At 57.3% G+C, this 20,113-nt stretch carries 14 protein-coding genes and 1 tRNA gene; 11 read left to right on the top strand and 4 right to left on the bottom strand.

The features are described 5' to 3' along the window. Position 1: 1 nt before the first annotated feature. Genes SH139x_RS12790 through SH139x_RS12780 form a run of 3 tightly spaced genes read right to left on the bottom strand, consistent with a single transcriptional unit; the run spans position 2 to position 3,085 of the window. A complete protein-coding gene (locus SH139x_RS12790; RefSeq protein ID WP_488355594.1) occupies positions 2-757 on the bottom strand; it encodes a class I SAM-dependent methyltransferase in 756 nt (251 codons plus the stop codon). A gap of 7 nt (positions 758-764) precedes the next feature. Further along, entirely contained in the window at positions 765-1,610 is an 846-nt protein-coding gene (locus tag SH139x_RS12785) for a PPK2 family polyphosphate kinase (protein WP_488355593.1), read from the bottom strand. 47 nt (positions 1,611-1,657) lie between these two features. Continuing rightward, positions 1,658-3,085, bottom strand: coding sequence for a competence/damage-inducible protein A (locus SH139x_RS12780; RefSeq protein WP_488355592.1), 1,428 nt, complete (start codon positions 3,083-3,085; stop codon positions 1,658-1,660). A 79-nt stretch (positions 3,086-3,164) separates the two neighbouring features. Here SH139x_RS12780 and SH139x_RS12775 point away from each other — a divergent pair. The 8 genes from SH139x_RS12775 (at position 3,165) to SH139x_RS12740 (ending at position 11,718) form a co-directional block, all read left to right on the top strand. After that, positions 3,165-3,238, top strand: a tRNA-Thr gene (locus SH139x_RS12775). A gap of 124 nt (positions 3,239-3,362) precedes the next feature. Next, positions 3,363-4,706, top strand: coding sequence for a tetratricopeptide repeat protein (locus tag SH139x_RS12770; RefSeq protein ID WP_488355591.1), 1,344 nt, complete (start codon positions 3,363-3,365; stop codon positions 4,704-4,706). A 79-nt stretch (positions 4,707-4,785) separates the two neighbouring features. Continuing rightward, entirely contained in the window at positions 4,786-5,916 is a 1,131-nt protein-coding gene (gene tgt, locus SH139x_RS12765; RefSeq protein WP_488355590.1) for a tRNA guanosine(34) transglycosylase Tgt, read from the top strand. A 108-nt stretch (positions 5,917-6,024) separates the two neighbouring features. Beyond that, positions 6,025-8,202 (top strand): NfeD family protein, encoded by a 2,178-nt coding sequence (locus tag SH139x_RS12760; protein ID WP_488355589.1) that lies wholly within the window; start codon positions 6,025-6,027, stop codon positions 8,200-8,202. 28 nt (positions 8,203-8,230) lie between these two features. Then, on the top strand, positions 8,231-8,878 hold the full coding sequence (locus SH139x_RS12755; protein ID WP_488355588.1) for an NfeD family protein: 648 nt from the start codon (positions 8,231-8,233) through the stop codon (positions 8,876-8,878). Between the two features lie 304 nt (positions 8,879-9,182). Then, positions 9,183-10,229 (top strand): flotillin-like protein FloA, encoded by a 1,047-nt coding sequence (floA, locus tag SH139x_RS12750; protein WP_488355587.1) that lies wholly within the window; start codon positions 9,183-9,185, stop codon positions 10,227-10,229. Between the two features lie 27 nt (positions 10,230-10,256). Then, positions 10,257-10,751: a hypothetical protein gene (locus SH139x_RS12745; RefSeq protein WP_488355586.1), complete on the top strand. Its 495-nt coding sequence runs from the start codon at positions 10,257-10,259 to the stop codon at positions 10,749-10,751. A 55-nt stretch (positions 10,752-10,806) separates the two neighbouring features. Then, a complete protein-coding gene (locus tag SH139x_RS12740; RefSeq protein ID WP_488355585.1) occupies positions 10,807-11,718 on the top strand; it encodes an NAD(P)-dependent oxidoreductase in 912 nt (303 codons plus the stop codon). Positions 11,719-11,743: 25 nt separating this feature from the next. Here the strand turns inward: SH139x_RS12740 and SH139x_RS12735 are convergent, their stop codons facing one another. Next, entirely contained in the window at positions 11,744-14,092 is a 2,349-nt protein-coding gene (locus SH139x_RS12735; protein WP_488355584.1) for a DUF255 domain-containing protein, read from the bottom strand. Positions 14,093-14,603: 511 nt separating this feature from the next. On the opposite strand from SH139x_RS12735, the gene SH139x_RS12730 reads away from it, so the two are divergent. Genes SH139x_RS12730 through SH139x_RS12720 form a run of 3 tightly spaced genes read left to right on the top strand, consistent with a single transcriptional unit; the run spans position 14,604 to position 20,028 of the window. Further along, entirely contained in the window at positions 14,604-15,332 is a 729-nt protein-coding gene (locus tag SH139x_RS12730; protein WP_488355583.1) for a TetR/AcrR family transcriptional regulator, read from the top strand. After that, positions 15,329-16,801 (top strand): efflux RND transporter periplasmic adaptor subunit, encoded by a 1,473-nt coding sequence (locus SH139x_RS12725; RefSeq protein WP_488355582.1) that lies wholly within the window; start codon positions 15,329-15,331, stop codon positions 16,799-16,801. Before SH139x_RS12730 ends, SH139x_RS12725 begins: the two co-directional genes overlap by 4 nt. Then, positions 16,798-20,028: an efflux RND transporter permease subunit gene (locus tag SH139x_RS12720; RefSeq protein ID WP_488355581.1), complete on the top strand. Its 3,231-nt coding sequence runs from the start codon at positions 16,798-16,800 to the stop codon at positions 20,026-20,028. Before SH139x_RS12725 ends, SH139x_RS12720 begins: the two co-directional genes overlap by 4 nt. Positions 20,029-20,113 lie beyond the last annotated feature (85 nt).

Below are 20,113 nucleotides of genomic sequence, written 5' to 3'. Positions count from 1 at the left end.
CTCACTCAGAAGCATGTCGGGGAAAGGCCGCAGGATGTCCATACCAGGCAGGGTCTGCAGCGGCGGTTGTCGCCAACAGAATCGCCTTCGCGTGTTTATGCTCTGGTCCATGGGTGTAGTCCCATTCATAACGCTCTTCGTATCGCAACACCCGCAGTTTACCGGAAGCGGCAGCCATGTGCAGCAGCTGGCCGCGGGCGTAGTAATTGATCACCCACTGAGCAGTCTCACTCACTGGCGCTTGCGGGCTGGTCGACGTGCAACCATCACAGCCGGGATCGTCAGTCGTGTGCACTTCGAGATACAAGGTTCCCGTGGGCGTGAGGGCGCCCAAAATTTTCTCCCAAACCACATTCGCATCAGGCGGTGGCAGGTGATCGAGCACCGTGGTGGCAACGATCACTTCATAATGTTCCGTGGGAAAATCAAATTCGCGAACGTCGCAATGCTCGGTCGTGACGCGAGCCCCGAATCCTGATTCGTCGGCGCGTAAGCCAATTAAGCGCAAACCTTGAGCCGACAAATCGACACTCGTCACCTCCAAGCCTGCGCGTGCGAGCGCCAAGGTATCACGACCAGCACCGGCGCCGAGATCGAGTGCGCGTCCCCGCGGTTTGCATTGAGCTAGGTACTGATCTAACTCGGAAGATGGCTTCAAACCATAGGCAGGCTGTTCGCGATCATAAAAGTCGTGAAATGGATCTTCTTTAGGACTGGACGTGCTGACCGCCTCCGCCGAATCACTTGATTTACTCATCTTGTCGTCAATCCTCTTTCGTCGTGGTGGAAGCCAACTCGGCTTCATAAAGCCGCCTAATTTCGTCAAGATCCGCTTCGACGGGAGGCAACTGTGGGTTCATCGCTTGTAATGTTTCCAGCATGATGGCCGCCACCGCGCAGTTGCGAAACCATTTACGATCGGCAGGGATGATATACCAGGGTGCTGCCTTGGACGCGCAACGCGTAAAGACATCTTCATAAGCGCGACGATACGCATCGGCATTTCCACGCGCTTCGTAATCGGCAGCGTTCAGCTTCCAATGCTTTAACGGTTCGTCGAGCCGATCACGAAAGCGCTGGAGCTGCTCTCTGCGGCTGATGTTTAAATATATCTTGACAACCGTTGTGTTTGCGTCGAGCAAGAGTGACTCGAAATGGTTGATATGCTCGAACCGTCGCCGCCAAACTTTTTCAGAAACCAGCTTTTCCACCCTGGTCACTAACACATCTTCATAGTGCGAACGATTGAAAATGGCAATGCGCCCAGCGGCGGGTGCCTGTGCATGGACTCGCCACAAAAAATCATGCGACAGCTCCAAGCTGGTGGGGACTTTAAACGGGTGCGTGCTGACCCCTTGAGCGTTGATTCGGCCCAACACCTTGCGAATCAAACCATCTTTACCTGCCGCGTCGGGTGCCTGAAGCACCACCAATAACGACTGACGCTTCTCGACAAACAAGCGATATTGAAGATCACGCAACAACTCGAGCTGTTCCTTGACAAACTTTTTTCCAGCCGATTTATCCTCGAAAGGACCGCGTACATTCGTCTCCAACGCAGCAAGTTGCACCGGTTGGCCGGTAAAGCGGAAGGGATCGATAAACGACATGTCAGTGGCCAAAGAAGAAACAGAACGCGAGGTAATTCCAGGGGACTTTACAGTACGCTGACGGAGTCTCCAACGAGCAACTGTTTGCGGCGAAGTTGCGTTAACAACTCAAACAACGCGGCCTTCGCAATTCGATCCTGCAGGATCTCAGGGTGCCCACCCAACACCTCGGTGCCGCAGAGAGAATCCTCTTCTGTGGGACCAGCAACGGCTAAACGCACCGGGGCAGCGGGCAGCACCTGCCCAACCGGCGGTGTCAGTGTAGGGTAGCTGTCTACCACGATACAGTAGTCGGCTTGCAAATGCTGGCGAGCCGCTTGGCCGATTTGCAAGGCTTGTTGCTGCAGCATCGCCTCCGCGCGTTGCGCGGCGTCAGGGCCGGAGAGCGGAGCGGCGTTGGGCAAAACCTGAGAAGTCGACGGGAGCAGGCGAGCCAATGCCAGCTCGCGAGTGGGAAAGCTAAATCCGCCAAGATAGGTTTCCGGAGCTTCGAGAGCGGCCAACCAACCGGCGATGACCGCGGCGTGTCCGATCTCGACGACGACGACATTTTCGTTCCAGTTGGCCAACGCCTGCTTGACCGCGTGCTGGAGTTCAAAATCTTCTCCTTCACCGAATACGTAATTGCCGGCCAAGCGATGCACAGTCTCGCGTGCTTGCTCAATTTGGGCGGTGGCGGCTTCGTTGGTCTCGGCGTGAGCCTCGATACGCAAGGAGATCGTCGCGCGATGTACCGTGATCCCCACTTGCGGTGTTCGTTGGCGAGCGATCATGCCGGCCAGCCGGGCTTCCATCTCACTCTCGCCAAGTCCGAAACATTTGATCACGGCCCGCTCGATGGCATATCGCACGTTGAGTTGTTCGATCAAGCGGGGACGTACCGTCTCTTCGTACATCGACCGCATTTCCGCCGGCACACCGGGGAGGGCGAATAAACGAGCTGGTTGTTCTGTGGAATCTTCAACGAGAGATTGAACCTTCTGGGAGGAAGTTCTCTGGGCATCCTGGTCAGTGGCGATTAGGACCGGTTCGCGCATCAGCAGGTCGATCCCGGGAGCGGTACCTTGCGGATTGGGGATGACCTGGCTGCCACGGGGAAACATCGCCTGCACACGGTTTCGTTCCGGCATCTCGCGGTTGCGATATTTGAAAATTGCTTCAATATGCGCCATCGCTTGGGGGTTGAACTCGAGCGACGAAGCGATTGCATCAGCGAGTGCTTGACGAGTCAAATCGTCAGCCGTCGGCCCAAGCCCCCCGGTGGTCACGATAATCGAAGCGCGACGAGCGGCCAGACGCAAGACATTCGTACATGCCTCTAAGGAATCACCGACGGTAGAATGGTAAAGCACGCGGATCCCGAGCGACCCCAACTGCACACTTAACCACTGGGAATTGGTGTCCAATTTAGCACCACTGGTAATTTCATCACCAATCGCGATAACTTCTGCGATCGGCGGGTAATTATTTTCCATAAGAGATCAAACTTGGTTTGGCTATTGACGAAAAAATATCTCGCTGCTTATCCTTTGCCACTTGCGCGAGTTCACTTTCGCCAGCGTAGCTTCAATTGGCAGAGCATCGCATTCGTAATGCGAGGGTTGTGGGTTCGAATCCCACCGCTGGCTTATCTTGGTCCTTGAGGGGGCCTGTTCAAAAGTAGGCCGATCGCGAATAATAGTCGATTCAGGTCCTATTGCGGAGTCCCTAGGGCCGCACAGTTCACGCTTTTTTTCTTTGAGACGGGTTCGCATGTCCGACGCTGAAATCGCGACCGAAGTCGAGTCGCTCGACTTGAAAGATTTAGTGTTGTCCCATATGACGTTTGGGCCTCATGAAATAACTCAGATTCGTTCTGCAATCGCGAAAGATTATTCGCATTTTTCCGAACTGCGTGATGCCGTCGGTCAAATGGAAGAAGATACTTCGCGAAGTCCGTCGACGCAGGCGAAACTGGGCGTGTGCCAGTTTATGCTAGGACGTTTCCAAGACGCTTTGGCGACGTTAAGAACGGCTGACGGAGGCGCGTTGGCACTCTTCTATCAAGGCAAGTGCCTATTTGAGCTGGGCGATTACCCCGGCGCAATCGAAGCGTTTGATTCGGCAAAAACCAGTGGTTATGACGCTGATCACTGCAATTTAGGGATTGCTCAATCAAAGCGATACGCTGGCGACGTCGCCGAGGCGATGGCCATTTTAGACAACATGTTCGGTCCGATTGAGCAGAGTGCCGAGTATCTCTACCAGCGTGGCGCGACGGTAGCCGCGATGGGCGGCAATTTGCCTGAGACCGTGGCTCTTTACGAGCGAGCGATCGCCACCGACCCGAATCACGCTGGTGCCTTGTTCGGCTTAGCTCTGGAGAATGATCGGCACGGCAACGACCAGCCAGCCTTGGCGTTGTACGAGCGAGCTGCCACCGCGTTCCCAACTGGGATTGGCGCGTTAATCAATTTGGGCTTGGCATACGAGGACGCTGGGCAATACGAAAAAGCCCAACGTTGCTATCGGCGGATCTTGGATGCCTATCCGGATCACCCGCGGGCCCGAATGTACATGAAAGATGCCTCTGGGTTGGGCAACATTCTGTACGACGAAGAAACCCAACGTCGCAACGATCGGCTGGCTCAAATCCTGAATGTTCCTGTCACCAATTTCGAGCTTTCGGTCCGCAGCCGCAACTGTTTGCAAAAAATGGGCCTACAAACCCTGGGCGACCTCACTCAAGTCAGCGAAGCCGAATTGCTGGCCAGCAAGAACTTTGGAGAGACCAGTCTCTACGAAATTCGCGAGATCCTCAGCTCCAAAGATTTGAGCCTGGGGATGTTCGCCCACGAGAAGAAGACCGCTGAACCGGCGATCGATACTTCGCACATGTCTCCGGACGAGCAAGCCTTGCTGGAGCGACCAATTGCCGAATTAAATCTTTCGGTGCGAGCCCGCAAATGCATGGTCAGATTGGGGATCACTTCGATTGGCGAACTGGTTCGTAGAACCGGGGATGACCTGTTGGAGTCGAAGAACTTTGGCGTTACCAGCCTGAACGAAGTTCGTGAGAAATTAACCGACCTGGGGCTTAAGCTGCGTGGCGAATAGCCGGCAATTTTCATGATGCGGCGTTGCGGAGGCTACAGCTTCGTCGCCGTTGCAGCTTTGTCGAGGATAAGGATCGTTAGTGCCCAGTCCGCTATTTCCGTTTGAGCTAGAGGCGACGGATCCGCACTGTGGCGCTAGGCTGGGGCGATTTACCACGCCCCACGGCGTTGTCAACACGCCCGCTTTCATGCCCGTTGGCACGGCTGCCACCGTGAAGGGGCTGACGATCGACAATGTACGATCGACCGGTGCGGAGATGATTTTAGGGAATACCTACCATCTCGCCCTGCGGCCCGGCGAATCATTGATCCGAGAGTTGGGGGGGCTGCACAAATTTATGGGCTGGGACGGCCCTATCTTGACCGACAGCGGTGGCTTTCAGATCTTTAGTTTGGCCGCTTTGACCAAAGTGTCCGAGCAAGAGGCCACTTTTCGCAGCCACATTGACGGCCAACTGGTTAGGCTCTCCCCAGAACGCTCGATTGAGATCCAGGAAGCACTTGGCAGCGACGTGGCGATGGTGCTCGATCATGTCGTGGCGTTGCCGAATGAACGATCGGTAGTGGAAGAAGCGATGGAGCGTTCGATTCGCTGGGCCCAGCGTTGTCTCGACGCGGCCACTCGATCTGATCAAGCGAAATTTGCCATCGTTCAAGGTGGTCTTGATGCGGAGTTGCGTCGCTACTGTGCGGAAGCCATGTCATCGATGGATTTTGAGGGCTTTGCCGTTGGCGGGTTGAGCGTGGGAGAGCCGCCGGCGGAGATGTATCGCATCCTGGAAGCCACCTGCCCTTGTTTACCCGTCGAGCGGCCGCGTTATTTGATGGGGGTGGGGACCCCGATTGATCTGCTCGAAGGAGTGCTACGGGGGATCGATCTGTTCGACTGTGTGATGCCCACCCGAAATGGCCGCAACGCTTTGGCATTTACCGATTCGGGACCATTGCGAATGCGGAACGCAGTGCACCGCGACGATCCCCGTCCGCTGGAAGAGGATTGCCCCTGTTTGGCGTGTCGCCACAGCCGAGCTTATATCCGTCATTTGTTCGCGGCGGGGGAAATGCTGGGACCCATTTTGCTATCCCATCACAATTTAACTTATTATCAGCGGTTATTAGCAGCGGCTCGGCACGCAATTCGTGAAGGGAATTTCGCAGAATTGGTGTACCGTCATCGCCGCATTTGGTGCCCTGACTTGATGCCCGGCTAGTTCACAAGGCTCTATAATGGGTTGAGTGGCGGGGCGTGAGCGCGAAGATGGTGGCGCGTGCGGCGCCAGCCCGTCCGCAATCGTAGGCCCAAATCACTGATGACATCCATGCAGAAGACTTTATTTCCGCGGCTCGTGAAGGCAGTTGGTCATTGGCTTTGCGGGGGAGTGATCTTACTGTTGTTCGCCTGCCAAGTCGCACCGAGTTGGGGTCAGCAAGCGACGCCGGAATCTGCTGGAAGAGTCGCCTATGCCATCGATGTGCCGTTGCCGCTCCGCAGCGATTCAGCCAAGCGGTTACTTGACCAGCTGGAGCAAATTCGTGGCAGCGTCGATGCGACTTCTCAGCAACGTCAGATTGTCGTGCTGACGTTTGGCCCTGACAGCGATGGGCGTGGCAGCCGCTTTGAAGATTGCCTTGCCGTGGCCAGGTTTTTGTCCGGCAAGGGGGCGAGATCACTGCGGACGATCGCTTTCTTGCGAGGACCGGTGCGGGGGCATGCTGTTTTGCCGGTCATCAGCTGCGACGAATTTTTGGTGCTGCCCGAAGCGTCGCTGGGAGCCACCACGACCGACGGCGAGGAGGTCGACCCGGCACTGTTGGCAGTTTATCAATCGATCGCCGCGGGACGCGGTTTGTTGAATCCGCAGGTCGTAACCGCCATGCTCGACCCCGCCGCAGAACTTTATCAAGTGTCTCAAGTGGACGGCAGCAGTCAGTTTGTCGGTGCCGAGCAATTGGCTGAACTGCGGGCGGATGGCGCTGCGTGGCGAGAGGAAAAACTGGTCGGCAGTGACCGCACGGCCGAATTTAGCGCCACTCAGTTGAGAAACTTCCGATGGGCGAGTCACTTGCTCGAATCGCCCGACGAACTGACTGAAGCATTGGGTGTGGAACGCGTGGTTTCGCAGGCGACCGCGGAGAATACTGCTTTGGTTGCTCGCCGCATCGACTTGCTTGGCTCCATTAGCGCGCAGCGAATCCGACGGATCCAAGCAAACATTGCGGCGGCCGTCGACGATGCCGAAGTCAACACGATTTTGCTGGCAATGGATTCATCCGGCGGGTCGTTGGAAAGCAGTCTTCAGTTGGGTTTGACCCTCAGTCGCCGAGACGGAGGAGTTCAAAAGTCAATTGGTTTTGTGGAAAGCAAAGCGCTCGGGGACTCGGCTTTAATCGCACTCTCCTGTCGTCCGCTGTACTTGCACCCCGAAGCTCGGTTGGGCGGGGCGGGTGGCGAAGCGATTGATCACGAACAGGTCCTGGATCTTTTGGTGGCAATCGCCGAGTTGGCGGAGCGGACTGGGCGTCCCGTTGGGCTGCTGCAGGGCATCGTCGATCGGGAAGCGAAGATCTATCGTTTTCGCCACAAACGAACTGGACAAGTCGCTTATTTTGCCGAGGACGCGGCAGAACCCAACGACGATCAGACGTGGGACCGGGAAGAAGCCTTGGAACTGAGTGGCGGCATCTCGGCGGCGGACGCAGTGGAGTTGGGACTTGCCGAGGGTTTGGCCGGTTCGCTGGAAGAGGTCGCTCTCAGCGGCGGCTTGGAGCGAATACCAGATACCGTTTCGGATCGTGCCATTGTGCACACCGTTGAATGGCTGGGGAATTTGCCTTGGCTTTCAACCTTGCTGATCTTTATCGGTTTCATGGCGCTTTCGATGGAAGTCAGCGCGCCCGGACTGAGCGTCCCCGGCTTTGTTGCGTTGCTCTGCTTCATTCTGTTCTTCTGGATGAAATTCCTTTCGGGGACTGCGGAGTGGTTGGAGATCTTGCTATTCGTCGGGGGTGTGTTTTGCATTTTGTTGGAAGTCCTCGTCATACCAGGCTTGGGCGTGTTTGGCATCGGCGGCCTGATCATGGTGGTCAGTGCGATCGTGCTCACCAGTCAGACGTTTGTGATTCCTCAAAACGAATACCAATATCAGCGTCTCACCGGCGGCTTATTAACCGTGATCGTTGCCTTCCTAGGAGTCATCGGCGGGGTCGTTGGACTTCGTTACATGCTCCCCGGGACACCTCTGTTCCGACATCTGGTCATGCCGGGAGGATCATCGGAGGAGATGCATCAACAAGAACAGCGAGAACGTTTGGTGCACTACGATTGGCTCGCTGGTCAGGAGGGAGTTTCGCTGACTCCGCTGATGCCAGCGGGCAAGGCTCGCTTTAGCGACGAGGTGGTGGCGGTCGTCAGTGACGGTTCGCCAATCTCCGTCGGGGCCAACGTGCGAGTTGTCGAGGTGCGTGGAAATCGCATTGTGGTTGAGGAACTGGAGTGATCGTAAAGCACAGCTGCGAAAGGGAAACATGTCGCAAGATTTAGTCTGGGCAATCGGCCTAATTCTACTGGCGGCTGTCTTATTGCTGCTGGAATTGAGCTTACCAACAGGTGGTTTATTGGGCATTGGTGGCGTGATCGCTTTAGGCGGGGGATTGTTTCTCGCCTTCAGTGAAGGCCTGGTCACCGGGATGATCAGCACCGGTGTCGTGGTGCTGTTGTTCCCGGTGCTCGCCGCCGTGGCAATCCGTGTTTGGCCGCACACTCCCATCGGCCGTCGCATCCTCAACCTTCCCACCGGCGACGCCGATGCATCGGCGAGTCTTTTTGTCGATCCAAGACATGAACAATTGCGAATGCTGGTCGGTCGCGTGGGTGTCGCGAAAACCGATTTACTGCCCAGCGGGCTAATTGAAGTCGATAGTCAACGCTTTGATGTGGTCGCTCAAGGTGCGGCAATTGATCGTGGTGGATTTGTCGAAGTGGTCAGCGTTCAAGCAGGTAAAATCCGCGTCCGGGCAACCGACAGACGGCCCGAAGAACAGCCAACCGCGACGACCAACGGGGCAATCACCTCCGGAGACGCCGTAGGGTCTGACGAGGGCCCCCCCCCTGATCTCGACCAAACGACGCTCGCCGAGCTCGACCTCGAAGACCTAGGAGACCCGCTTGCCTGATTCCAAGAGTTGAATAGAGGATTTGGGCCAATGAAGCTCCGTCGGGCAAAACATGCAGCCGGACGGAAACGCACCAACTGGGGCTGGAGGGCTGCTCCAATCTTCTGGTGAAAGCGGTAAAAAAGAGGACCCCGGCTGCCCATAGCCGCGGATCGCTCGCTAGAATGGTGGATGCAACCGTCAGAGAGTGATCGGAGTGCCGCCCCAGGCTTTCAGTTCAATTGCCGACAAATGAACTGCCAGTCTCCAGCCGTCTGGAAGGTGGCGGAATGCAACTTGAAATTTAGCATCCGTTGAGAGGTTGATGTCCGTGGAAACACTATTGGCTCAAGCAGAACAGACGGGCGTTTGGTTAGTGGTCATCGCGATCGTCGTGGTCGCCGCCATCCTATTTGTCGGCTTGTTGCTGACGAGTTACTTTGGACTTTGGATCCAGGCATTTTTGACCGGAGCCGACGTCACAATTTTCGATTTGTTCGGAATGACTTTCCGAAAGGTCAACACCAAGGCCATCGTCAGGGCTTGCATCATGGCTGCCCAAGCTGGCTTGGAAGAACCGGACCTAACCAGCAAGGCGCTCGAAGCCCATTATTTGGCCGGCGGTAACGTCGCGCAAGTCATTCGCGCCTTGATCGCGGCAAAAAAAGCCAAGACGATCTCGCTGACGTTCCGCGAAGCTGCTGCGATCGACTTGGCGGGACGCGATGTGTTGGAATCGGTGCAGACCAGCGTCTATCCGAAAGTCATTGACTGTCCTCCGCGAGGTTCCAGCAAACCAACGCTCGACGCAGTTGCCAAAGATGGTATCCAATTAAAGGTAAAGGCTCGCGTCACCGTCCGGGCAAACTTGCAACAGCTGATCGGCGGGGCCACCGAGGAGACGATCATCGCCCGCGTCGGCGAGGGGATCGTCAGCGCAATCGGCAGTGCCGAGCGGCACACGATCGTCTTGGAAAACCCTGACATGATTTCCAAAGCCGTGCTAGCCAAGCGATTGGATTCGCAGACCGCTTTTGAAATCGTCTCGATCGACATCGCCGACATCGATGTGGGCGAAAATATCGGTGCTCGCCTGCAAGCTGATCAAGCAGAAGCGGACATGCGAGTGGCCCGCGCGGCGGCCGAACAAAAACGAGCCGCCGCTGTCGCCACCGACCAAGAAATGCAGGCCAAGATCGAAGAGAGCCGAGCGATGGTCGTCGAAGCCCAAGCGGCCGTCCCCCAAGCGATCGCGGAAGCCTTTCGCAACGGTCGCTTGTCAGTGCTGGATTATTACAAGTTACAGAATGTCAGCGCCGATACCGACATGCGGAAAACGATCGCTGGAACTTCTGGTAACGCCGACAATTAGCACCGTCGCAACCAATGGGTAATGTACATGGCTGGTGATTTAGAAGATTTTCTCCGCCGCGCCGCGCAACGTCGAGCTGAAAACGCCACGATCGAGCAGGAGCAGCGAGATCGGGCCCAGCAAGCGGCTCAACGAAAACGCCCCGAATACACCGATCGCGCCGCGGAACGGGCGGTCACCACCGCCGAAGATCACGATGTCGTGATCGCGGCCGAACTGGTTCACTCGGAACCCGAATTATCTCGTCTCAAGCAGCAGAATCCAACCAAGGATGCCTATTCCACGCCGGTAAGTAGCGTCGGCAGCGGCACTGGCACCGACTACAAACAACCAACGCCACACCAAGCTTTTGATGACCTGGCCGTCAACCGTGCCGGCTCCTCGCGTAACAGTGACACGCAACCGATTCATCAAGATCAGCGTACCGCGGCGGAAATCATTCAGTTGTTTCGCAGCCGCCAGGGGATCCGCCAAGCGCTAATGCTCCGCGAGATCCTCGATCGCCCCAGCCACCGCTGGTAAGCTTCCTCTCAGCTACCTAATTCCATCGCTCCCCGGATTGCGAACCAACTAAACAATGCTTGCTATCTCACCCTCCGAAACCCGCATCGGCTGGATCGGTACCGGCGTGATGGGGCGAGCCATGTGCGGCCACTTGCTCGATGCCGGTTACCACGTAACGCTCTTCAACCGCTCGCCGCAAAAGGCTGCAGAACTGCTTGGCAAAGGGGCCGAGTGGGCGGACAGCCCCGCTCACGTCGCCGACTCCAGCGATGTTATCTTTTCCATCGTCGGTTATCCGGCCGACGTCCGCGAGATCTACCTGGAAGACGCCGGGATCGTAGCCGCCGCACAGCCGGGCTCGGTGCTGATCGACATGACTACCAGCCAACCACAGTTAGCTCAAGAGATTGCCGCCGCCGCAACGGAGCGAGGGCTATTTGCTATCGACGCGCCCGTCAGCGGGGGCGATGTGGGCGCCCGTGAGGCGCGGTTGTCGATCATGATTGGCGGAGACGCAGCGGCCGTCGAGGCGCTGCGACCGCTGTTTGATTGCCTGGGAAAAACCATCATCTATCAAGGCCCCGCCGGTTCCGGCCAGCATACCAAGATGGTGAACCAAACCTTGATCGCCAGCGGCATGATCGGCGTTTGCGAAGCACTGCTGTACGCCCATCGCGCCGGCTTGGATATTGAAACCGTCTTGAAATCAGTATCTAGCGGTGCGGCTGGCAGCTGGTCGCTCAGCAATCTGGCACCCCGCATGTTGCAACAAGACTTTGCACCCGGGTTTTACGTCGAGCATTTTCTCAAAGACATGGGGATCGCTTTGGAAGAAGCCTCACGTCTCCAATTGGCGTTGCCCGGCTTGGCCTTGGCCAAGCAGCTTTATGAAGCGTTGCGAGCCCAAGGGCACGGCCAAGCCGGCACGCAGGCGCTCGTCTTAGCGTTAGCAAAACTAAACGCCGTTGATTGGCAAAATCGCTAACGAGCGTACGCCGTAGTTTCGGCTCTCACTCCTGCACCTCCAGGGGAACTTCGATAACAGCCGTTTTCATCGGCAAACAACGCTTGCTATCACAAGCTTGCATGGTCACGCGAATCGTCAAAGGATGCGTTCCCGGGACTGATTTTGCATTTGCCGTGATTGCCAGTTCAAACTGCACCTCTCCCGCATAAGTCGCCAGCTCTTGGTTGAGGATCGCGTCCAATTGACGCTGGGGCGACGAGCTTTTTACTTGCTCGACTGTGAAAGCTTCGTCGGCATCAACCGTCACGCGAGTGGGCTGCAGGAAATCTGCTTCCGGGTTTTCGGCATACAAATGCCACCCCGCATCGATCGCTAACATGATGCTCACGGTAACGCTCTCACCCACTTTACATTTCAAAGTCGCCGGTGCAACTTGAACGGTTACCGGATCGATGCGTTGGATCAGCTTGCCATCCTGTTGCTGAGGCTCGGCCGCGATAACGGGTGATGCCTCACCACCAGTCGCCAACCAGCGAGAAGTGGCGATGAGCACATCCTCGCTCGCCTGTGGTTGCAGTTCCATTAATCCGGACAGCGACTGTAGAGTTCGCTGAGCGGATTGCCGGTACATGGATTTACCAGTTAGCTCCGCAAGTTCGATCAACAATTGGGCAGCCACGCCGTTGGGATTCGGCAAATTACCACCTCCGCCCAAATGTTTGGAGCGGACCAACAAGTCTTCGTGATCGTCGGTGGTGAAAAAGAATCCGCCTTGTTGCCGATCCTCAAAGTCGTCGATCAATTGTTCGGCAAACGTAACGGCCTGTTGCAGCCAGCGAGCGTTGCCGCTGGTTTGATACAACTCAAGTAATGCCTCAATAAAATAAGTGTAGTCATCCAGGTAGGCCGGCAATTTGGCTTGGCCAGCACGATAGGTTCGCAACAAGCGACCGTCACGGACCATGTTTTGTAAAATAAAGTCTGCGGCCCGCTCGGCGGCTTGGCAATAACGAGGTTCCTCGAGTAGGCGGCCGGCACGCGCCAGCGCAGTAATCATTAGGCCGTTCCAGCTGGTCAAGATCTTATCGTCCTTGTGCGGCTGGGGCCAACCTTGTCGCACCTCCAACAAGGTTTCACGGAGAGCATCCAAGCGGCTGCGAAGTGCTGCCGGATCGAGAGAGCGACGTTCAGCAATCTGCTCAATCGTCTCGGTGCGATGGGGAATGTTCTCACCTGTTTTCTCTCCGCTCGCTTCTTCGGCGAAATTACCTTCCACTTGGAAATTATAGATCTCGCTAAAAAATTGAGCGTCCTCGGCAGGTAATGCTTGCCTCAGTTTTTCAACCGACCAAACGTAAGCCTCCCCCTCCTGGCCGACTTCTCCCGAATCAAGGGCTGAATAAAATCCTCCCTGCGGCGCGGTCATCTCTCGCTGGCACCACTGGAAGATATCTTCAACCGCGTCGCGATAACGTCTCTCGCCGGTCAATTCAAAACCATCCGCATAGGCTCGCATCAATTGGGCATTGTCATAGAGCATCTTCTCGAAGTGGGGCAACAACCAACGATCATCGGTGGAATACCGATGGAAACCGCCGCCGAGGTGATCATGCAGCCCGCCCAACCACATCGCATCGAGCGTCTTGGTGATTGGCGGCAATAGCGACGGATCTTTCGTGCGGCGATAATGTTGCAGCAAAAGTTGCAAAGTTCCATGCGGTGGGAACTTGGGGGCTGCTCCAAAACCACCATGCAGAGGCTCAAAGCGAGCGACGAGTTCTTTAGCCGCTTGATCCAATAATTTTTCGGTCAGCGGAACTGCCGTGGAGAAACGGGGACTGCTGACGCGAGCGGCGGCCTGAACCATTGACTCAGCTTGCCGATCAACTTCGTCACGCCGGGTTTCCCAAATCGTGGCCAGTTGTTCGAGCACTGAAATAAAATTTGCTTTGGGAAAATAAGTGCCGGCCATCCACGGTTTGCCAGCGGGAGTTAACCACACCGAATTGGGCCAACCACCCCGCTGGGTCAACAGTTGCGTGGCAATCATGTACTGCTCATCGATATCGGGCCGCTCCTCGCGATCAACCTTGATAGCAATAAAATGTTCGTTCAGCACAGCCGCCACTTCGGGGTCCTCGAACGATTCGACCTCCATCACGTGGCACCAGTAGCAAGTCGAATAACCAACCGACAAAAAGATGGGTTTGTTTTCTTGTTTGGCTTTGGCAAAGGCAGCTTCTCCCCAGGGATACCAATTGACTGGGTTATGTGCATGCTGACGCAAATAGGGGCTGGTTTCATCGATCAGCGAATTTGTGTGGGGGGGCTGTGTCGCGTCGGTTGTTTGGGCCGTAGCGGAATTTTCGAAGGGAGAGCGAGTTGATGACATGAGCATTCCTATGGTGGCGGCGACGAGCGTTAACTTCAGCAAGCGCCGCCAGCTGTTCTGCCGGGAACTGTTCTGCCGGAGTCGAACAGGGGTGAATCGTGAACGTCGTTGGGTGCTGAGCATTTGCGGGACAGGCATGAGACCGGCGGGGGAGCGGGGCGGGGGAGGGCGTTCGCTTCATGAGATTAATAGCAATACCGTTCAATAAATCGTTTAACCGTCAGCCGAAGGAGAACGCGTTCCCATTACAAGTACGCCTACGGCTGACTGTTTAACGAGGGGCCCGCCAAGATGGCCCTCATTAAACGGTATTGGAACTAATAGACAGTATACCGTTTGCTAATGAGCTTGCCGTGACACGTCACAGTTCCCCGCTGTCGCCGTTCGGGATGCTACCGGCAAATGCAGCTAGGGTGCCTGAACCTCGCTTAAACCGGTCAAAGCGAAGAAAAATTGCAGAAATTCTTTTTTGACAGCTTGTCATTTTCCTCGCGGGATCTAACGTAGGGGTATGGAAACCCTAACCCCCAAACAACGTGAGCTGCGCGAGCGTGAGTCGCGGATATTGGAATTGGCGCGACCGATGATTGCCGGTGGCGGGATGGCCGCGTTGAGCATGGAAGCGATTGCTAGCGAGCTGAAGCTGGCTCGCGGAACGGTCTACAACCACTTTCCCAACAAAGAAGAAATCATTCTGGCCTTGGCGATTCAGGCGGTCGAACAGCGGCTGGCCATTTTCAACGAAGCGGTGACGATGCGTGGGACGCCGCGAGAGCGAGTCGCCGCGATCGGCATCGGCTGCGAGATATTTGCGGACCACTTTCCTGAACTATTTCGCGTCGAATATATCATCCGGCACGATTTGGTGTGGGAAAAAACCTCTCCGCGACGGCAATCATTGCTTCGCAGCTGCGAGGGACGCTGTATGCACACGGTGGCCGGCGTGGTTCGCGACGCGATCGCCAATGGCGATTTGCATCTCAAGACGAACAGCCAGATTGAGGACATTGTGTTTGGGCTGTGGTCGTTGGTCTACGGCAGTTTGCTACTGGAAATGACCAGCCCTTCGCTGGCCGACATCGGCATCGTCGACTCGCGACGGGCCATCCGACGAAACTGTAACGCGTTGCTCGATGGATTGGGTTGGCAACCACTGTATTGCCCAGACGCTTATGCCAAATGGGCCGCTCACGTTAGTCAAACGCTGGTCGCACGTTTTGTAAGTTTGGAAAGCACATGAAAGTGACATTTCGTCAGAAACGACGCGGAGTTTGGCTGGGCTGCGGCACGCTGCTAGTCCTGCTGATTTCAATCCCCGCTTGGTGGCAGCCGCCATTATCGGGAGAAGCCGCAGCGGGCAAACGCGCCTCGGGTCCAGGATTGGAGCCGCACGTGGAGGGCCAGCAGGTTCCCCCGTTGATCGTTGACGTGTTGCGGCTTGGCAAACATCCCTCGCCGCAGGGAGGCGATGTCTATCGGGGAACGTTGGCCGCATCGAAACAATCCGACCTCGCCTTCCGTCGTTCGGGTCGCTTGCTGCGAGTGCTGGTCGAGGAAGGGGATCGTGTGTCCGCCGGTGCTTTGCTGGCTGAACTTGACATGGCCGATGTGCAAGCCGCCATAGCGGTGAACCGTGCGGATCAACGAGCTGCTGAGGCGGTGCTGAAGGAAATGGAGGCTGGGCCCCGGGCTCAAGTCTTGGCTGCGGCGGAGGCGGAAGTCGAGCGGTGGGAAGCTGTGGAGGGGCTGGCTCTTTCGACCTTGGGCCGGGAATCGGAGTTAATGCGAGCCAGCGTGGGCAGCGCGCAAATTCATGATCAAGCGCGGTTTGGTTTGTTGCAGCAACAAGCCGCTTTGGAAGCTGCCCGACAAACACTCAGTGAACTACGAGCCGGCACCCGTCCCGAGCAATTGGAGGCTCAGCGGGCTCGGCTGGCTAGCCTGCAAGCTCAACAAGTCAGTTTAGAAGTCAATCTGCGTGACAGCCAAATCTTAGCACCTTATGACGGACTGATCGCCAGTCGCTTTTTGGACGAAGGGACGGTCGCCGAAGTCGGCCAGCCCGTGTTGACCATCCTGCAAGTCGATCCCTTGGAAGCGCGCTTTGGCGTCTCCGCCGAGGATGCGGCTGAGTTAAGTGTGGGCCAGCAAGTTGCGATTTCGTTTGGCGATCGCTTGCTGAAGGGCGAGGTTGCCAGGTTGGCGCCGCAGCTTAACCCCAACACGCGGACTCAAGAAGTGTTTGTGCGGCTGCAGGCGGCGGAGCAGGACTCGGCCGTGATACCAGGACAAACGGTCAGTCTGGAGATTCGGCCCAACTCCGTATCGAACAGCGGCTACTGGGTACCGATCTCGGCCCTCGCCCGGTCGTCCCGTGGGCTGTGGTCAGTGCTGGCGATCACGCCCGTCGGTGATTCGGCCGGTGATTCGGCCGGTGAGTCGGCCGGTGAGTCGGCGGTGCCCGGCGACACCGCTTGGAACACAGCAGCCGAGCGGGCCGCTGTCGAAGCGGCTGCTACTTGGGAATTGCAACGCCACGATGTTCGCGTTTTGGAGATGACGGCTAGCGGGGCACGCATCGAGGGTTCGTCGCTGACGGCCGGATTAGCGATCGTGCGGAGCGGCCTGCATCGCGTGTTGCCAGGCATGCAAGTGCAGCCAAACGAGGAAATCATGCAACCAAACCGCGAGAAAAGTTCATCGCCATGACGCCTGCATCTGCTGCTACAAAGACTGGAGAACCCGCGGGCGACAACATCTGGGCTCGACTCGCCACTCGCCTGGTGAATGATCGCCGCTTGTTGGTGTTAATCATCGGTGTGGTGGCGGTCGCCGGCTTGTCGAGTATCTCCGTGCTGCCCCGCATGGAAGACCCCGTGTTGCGACAACGCGTGGCCATGATCAACACGCTCTTGCCAGGAGCCGACGCCAGTCGCGTGGAAGCGTTGATCACGGAAAAGTTGGAAGATAGCCTCCGCGACATCCGCGAGATTAAAGAAATCCGTTCCCTCAGCCGGCCGGGAATCAGCAGCATCACGGTCGAACTGTTGGACGCGATTACCGAGACCGATGTGGTATGGGCGAAAGTTCGCGGCAAGATGGAGGACACGCTGCCGCAACTGCCCGTCGGAGCCACGCGCCCTGAATTCGAAGAGCTCGAAGTCCGCGCCTACGCGCGGATTGTGTCGCTGGTCTGGACCGCTGAGGGCGAAGTCGATTATGCCGTTTTGCGGCGGACTGCCAAACAATTGCAAGATCGCTTGCAAGAGCTGGCCGGCACCGAAGCGGTTGACCGCTTTGGGGATCCCGGAGAAGAGATTTCCGTGCAGGTGGAGCCCCAGCGGGCGGCCGCCATTGGACTATCCATTGCCGCGATTGCCGATCAATTGCGCGCCGCGGATGCCAAACAAGCGGCGGGGCAATTGCGCGGCGATGAGCACGATTTGTCGCTGGCGGTCGACAATGAATTCCGTGATTTGGCCGAAGTCTCCCGCACCAACATCCGTAGCTCGGCGGGCAGCTTTGTCAGACTTGATCAAGTCGCCGACATATCGCTGGCCCCCCAAACGCCACTGCCACGTTGGGCGCGGCATGGAGATCAGGTGGCGATCAGCCTCGGGGCGCTCATTCGACCGGCCGCCCGCATCGACCGCTGGTCCACGGGGGCCGATGAAATGTTGGCGGAATTTTCCACGCGTCTACCCGCCGGCGTGGGGCTGATCGAGGTGATGAATCAAGCGGATTATGTGACCGAGCGGCTGAGCAGCCTGACGACCAACCTCGCCGTCGGTGCGGGCGCTGTTTGCGTGGTCATCCTGCTGTTGATGGGTTGGCGCAGCGCCATCGTTGTGGCGCTGGCATTACCTTTGACTGTGCTGACCGTCTTATTTGGCATGCGACTGTGGGACATTCCCGTCCACCAAATGTCGATCACAGGTTTGATCATCGCCTTGGGGTTACTGATTGATAACGCGATTGTGATCGCCGACGAGGTCCGCACGGAACTTGCCGCCGGTTTGTCTCCCACCAACGCGGTGCGGCAGAGCGTCAGCAAGCTGGCGGTACCGTTGTGGGGCAGCACCTTGACCACGGCATTGGCCTTTGCCCCCATCGCGCTGATGCCCGGACCGGCGGGAGAATTTGTCGGTTCAATCGCTTTCAACGTGATCATGGCAATCGGCGCCTCGCTGGTTTTTTCGCTCACCGTAATTGCCGCCCTCGCCGCCATTTGGTTGCGAGTCGGGCCACCGGACGCGACCTCAAGCAGGCAACCTGAAACGATCTGGCGTACGGTCTGGCAGCAGGGCTTCCACTCGCGCCGCTTGTTAAATTGGTATCGCATCACGCTCCGCTTCTTGCTGCAGCGCCCTTGGTTGGCCTTGGCGGCCTCCTTGATATTGCCGCTGGCTGGTTTTTCCGTGGCACCTTTGCTAGCGGAACAGTTCTTTCCCCCCGCCGACCGCGATCAATTTTATTTAGAAGTCGAACTGGCGCCGGGGGCCTCCATCGCCGACACTGATCGCGTCGCTCGGCGCCTTGATGCCCTGCTGCGCGCAGAGCCCGTGGAACAGGTCGATTGGTACTTTGGTGACAGCGCGCCAACTTTTTATTACAACGTAATTGCTTCGCAGCAGGGACGTCCCGGTTTTGGGCAAGCGATCGTGCGTGTGCCCGCAGATATCTCGGTGAGCGAAATCATCCGCAGGCTGCAGCGCACGGTGGACCGCGAAATATTGGACGCCCGCGTGTTGGTGCGACAGTTGGAACAAGGCCCACCCTTCAACGCCCCGGTGGAGGTCCGCTTGTTCGGCCCCGATTTAGAACAACTACAAACGTACGGCGAACAACTTCGCAACCTGTTGGTCAATGTGCCACGCATTACGCACACCACCAGCTTAGTCAGCGAGACGCTGCCCAAAATTGCCCTCGACGTCGACCCCGAAGCGGCTCAGATCGCCGGCTTAACTGCCACCGAGATCGCCGCCCAAGTCCAAGCCGCCTATGATGGTCTGTTCGCTGGGAATGTACTGCAGGAAACCGAAGAGTTACCGGTGCGGATTCGCTTTGCCGACCCGCAGCGGGCCGATTTGGCCAGCTTGGAGACACTCGACTTGGTCAGCCGTGGGAATCAGGGCGAACCTGTCTTGATCCCCGTAAAGGCCGTCGCCAAATTACGACTTGTCCCCGAGACGGGCGTCATCGTGCGGCTCAATCGCCGCCGCATGAATGAAGTATCGGGATACTTAGTCGCCGGCACACTGCCATCGGAAGCGTTGGGCGGATTTAAACAAAAGTTAGCCGATTCTGGCTGGCGGACTCCCCCAGGCTATACGCTTGATTATGGCGGCGAGGCCTCGAAGCGAAACGACGCGGTTGGCAACTTGCTGGCCAGCGTGGGTGTTTTGATGGCCATGATGGTAACCACGCTGGTGCTATCCTTCGGCTCATTTCGCCTGGCCAGCGTGATCGGTGCCGTCGGCTGTATGTCGATCGGACTGGGGATGGGTGCGCTGTGGATTGGCGGTTATCCGTTTGGCTTCATGGCCATCATCGGTGCGATGGGATTAATCGGCATCGCCATCAACGATTCGATCGTCGTGCTGGCCACGTTGCAGGCGAACCATGGCCAGCAACCGCTGGGGGTCGAAGAGGTCGTCGATTCGGTCAGCTCCTGCACGCGTCACGTGCTGGCAACGACCTTCACCACGATCGCCGGTTTCTCGCCTTTGATTTGGTCCGGCGGGGAGTTTTGGCCACCTTTGGCGGTGGCGATCGCGGGTGGAGTGACAGGCGCGTCGGTGCTGGCGCTCGTCTTCGTTCCGGCCGCCTATCAGCTGGTCTATTGCCCCCGCATCGGTTCTGCCACCAGCGGCGAGCAGACATCGCGGGCAATTCCGCAGCCGGTGGAGAGTGAGCAACCAGCGTTAACCGCCTGACTTGTTGGCAGTTTCGGCGCCTACTACAATCGGCACCGGGGTTCTAGCGGCAACGGGGTTTGCGGTGAAGCAGCAGCCTGTTTTT

The organism is Kothea flammea (genome assembly GCF_052161645.1).
Lineage (GTDB): Bacteria > Planctomycetota > Planctomycetia > Pirellulales > Pirellulaceae > Laterigemmans.
This window is presented reverse-complemented; position numbering and strand designations above follow the sequence as displayed.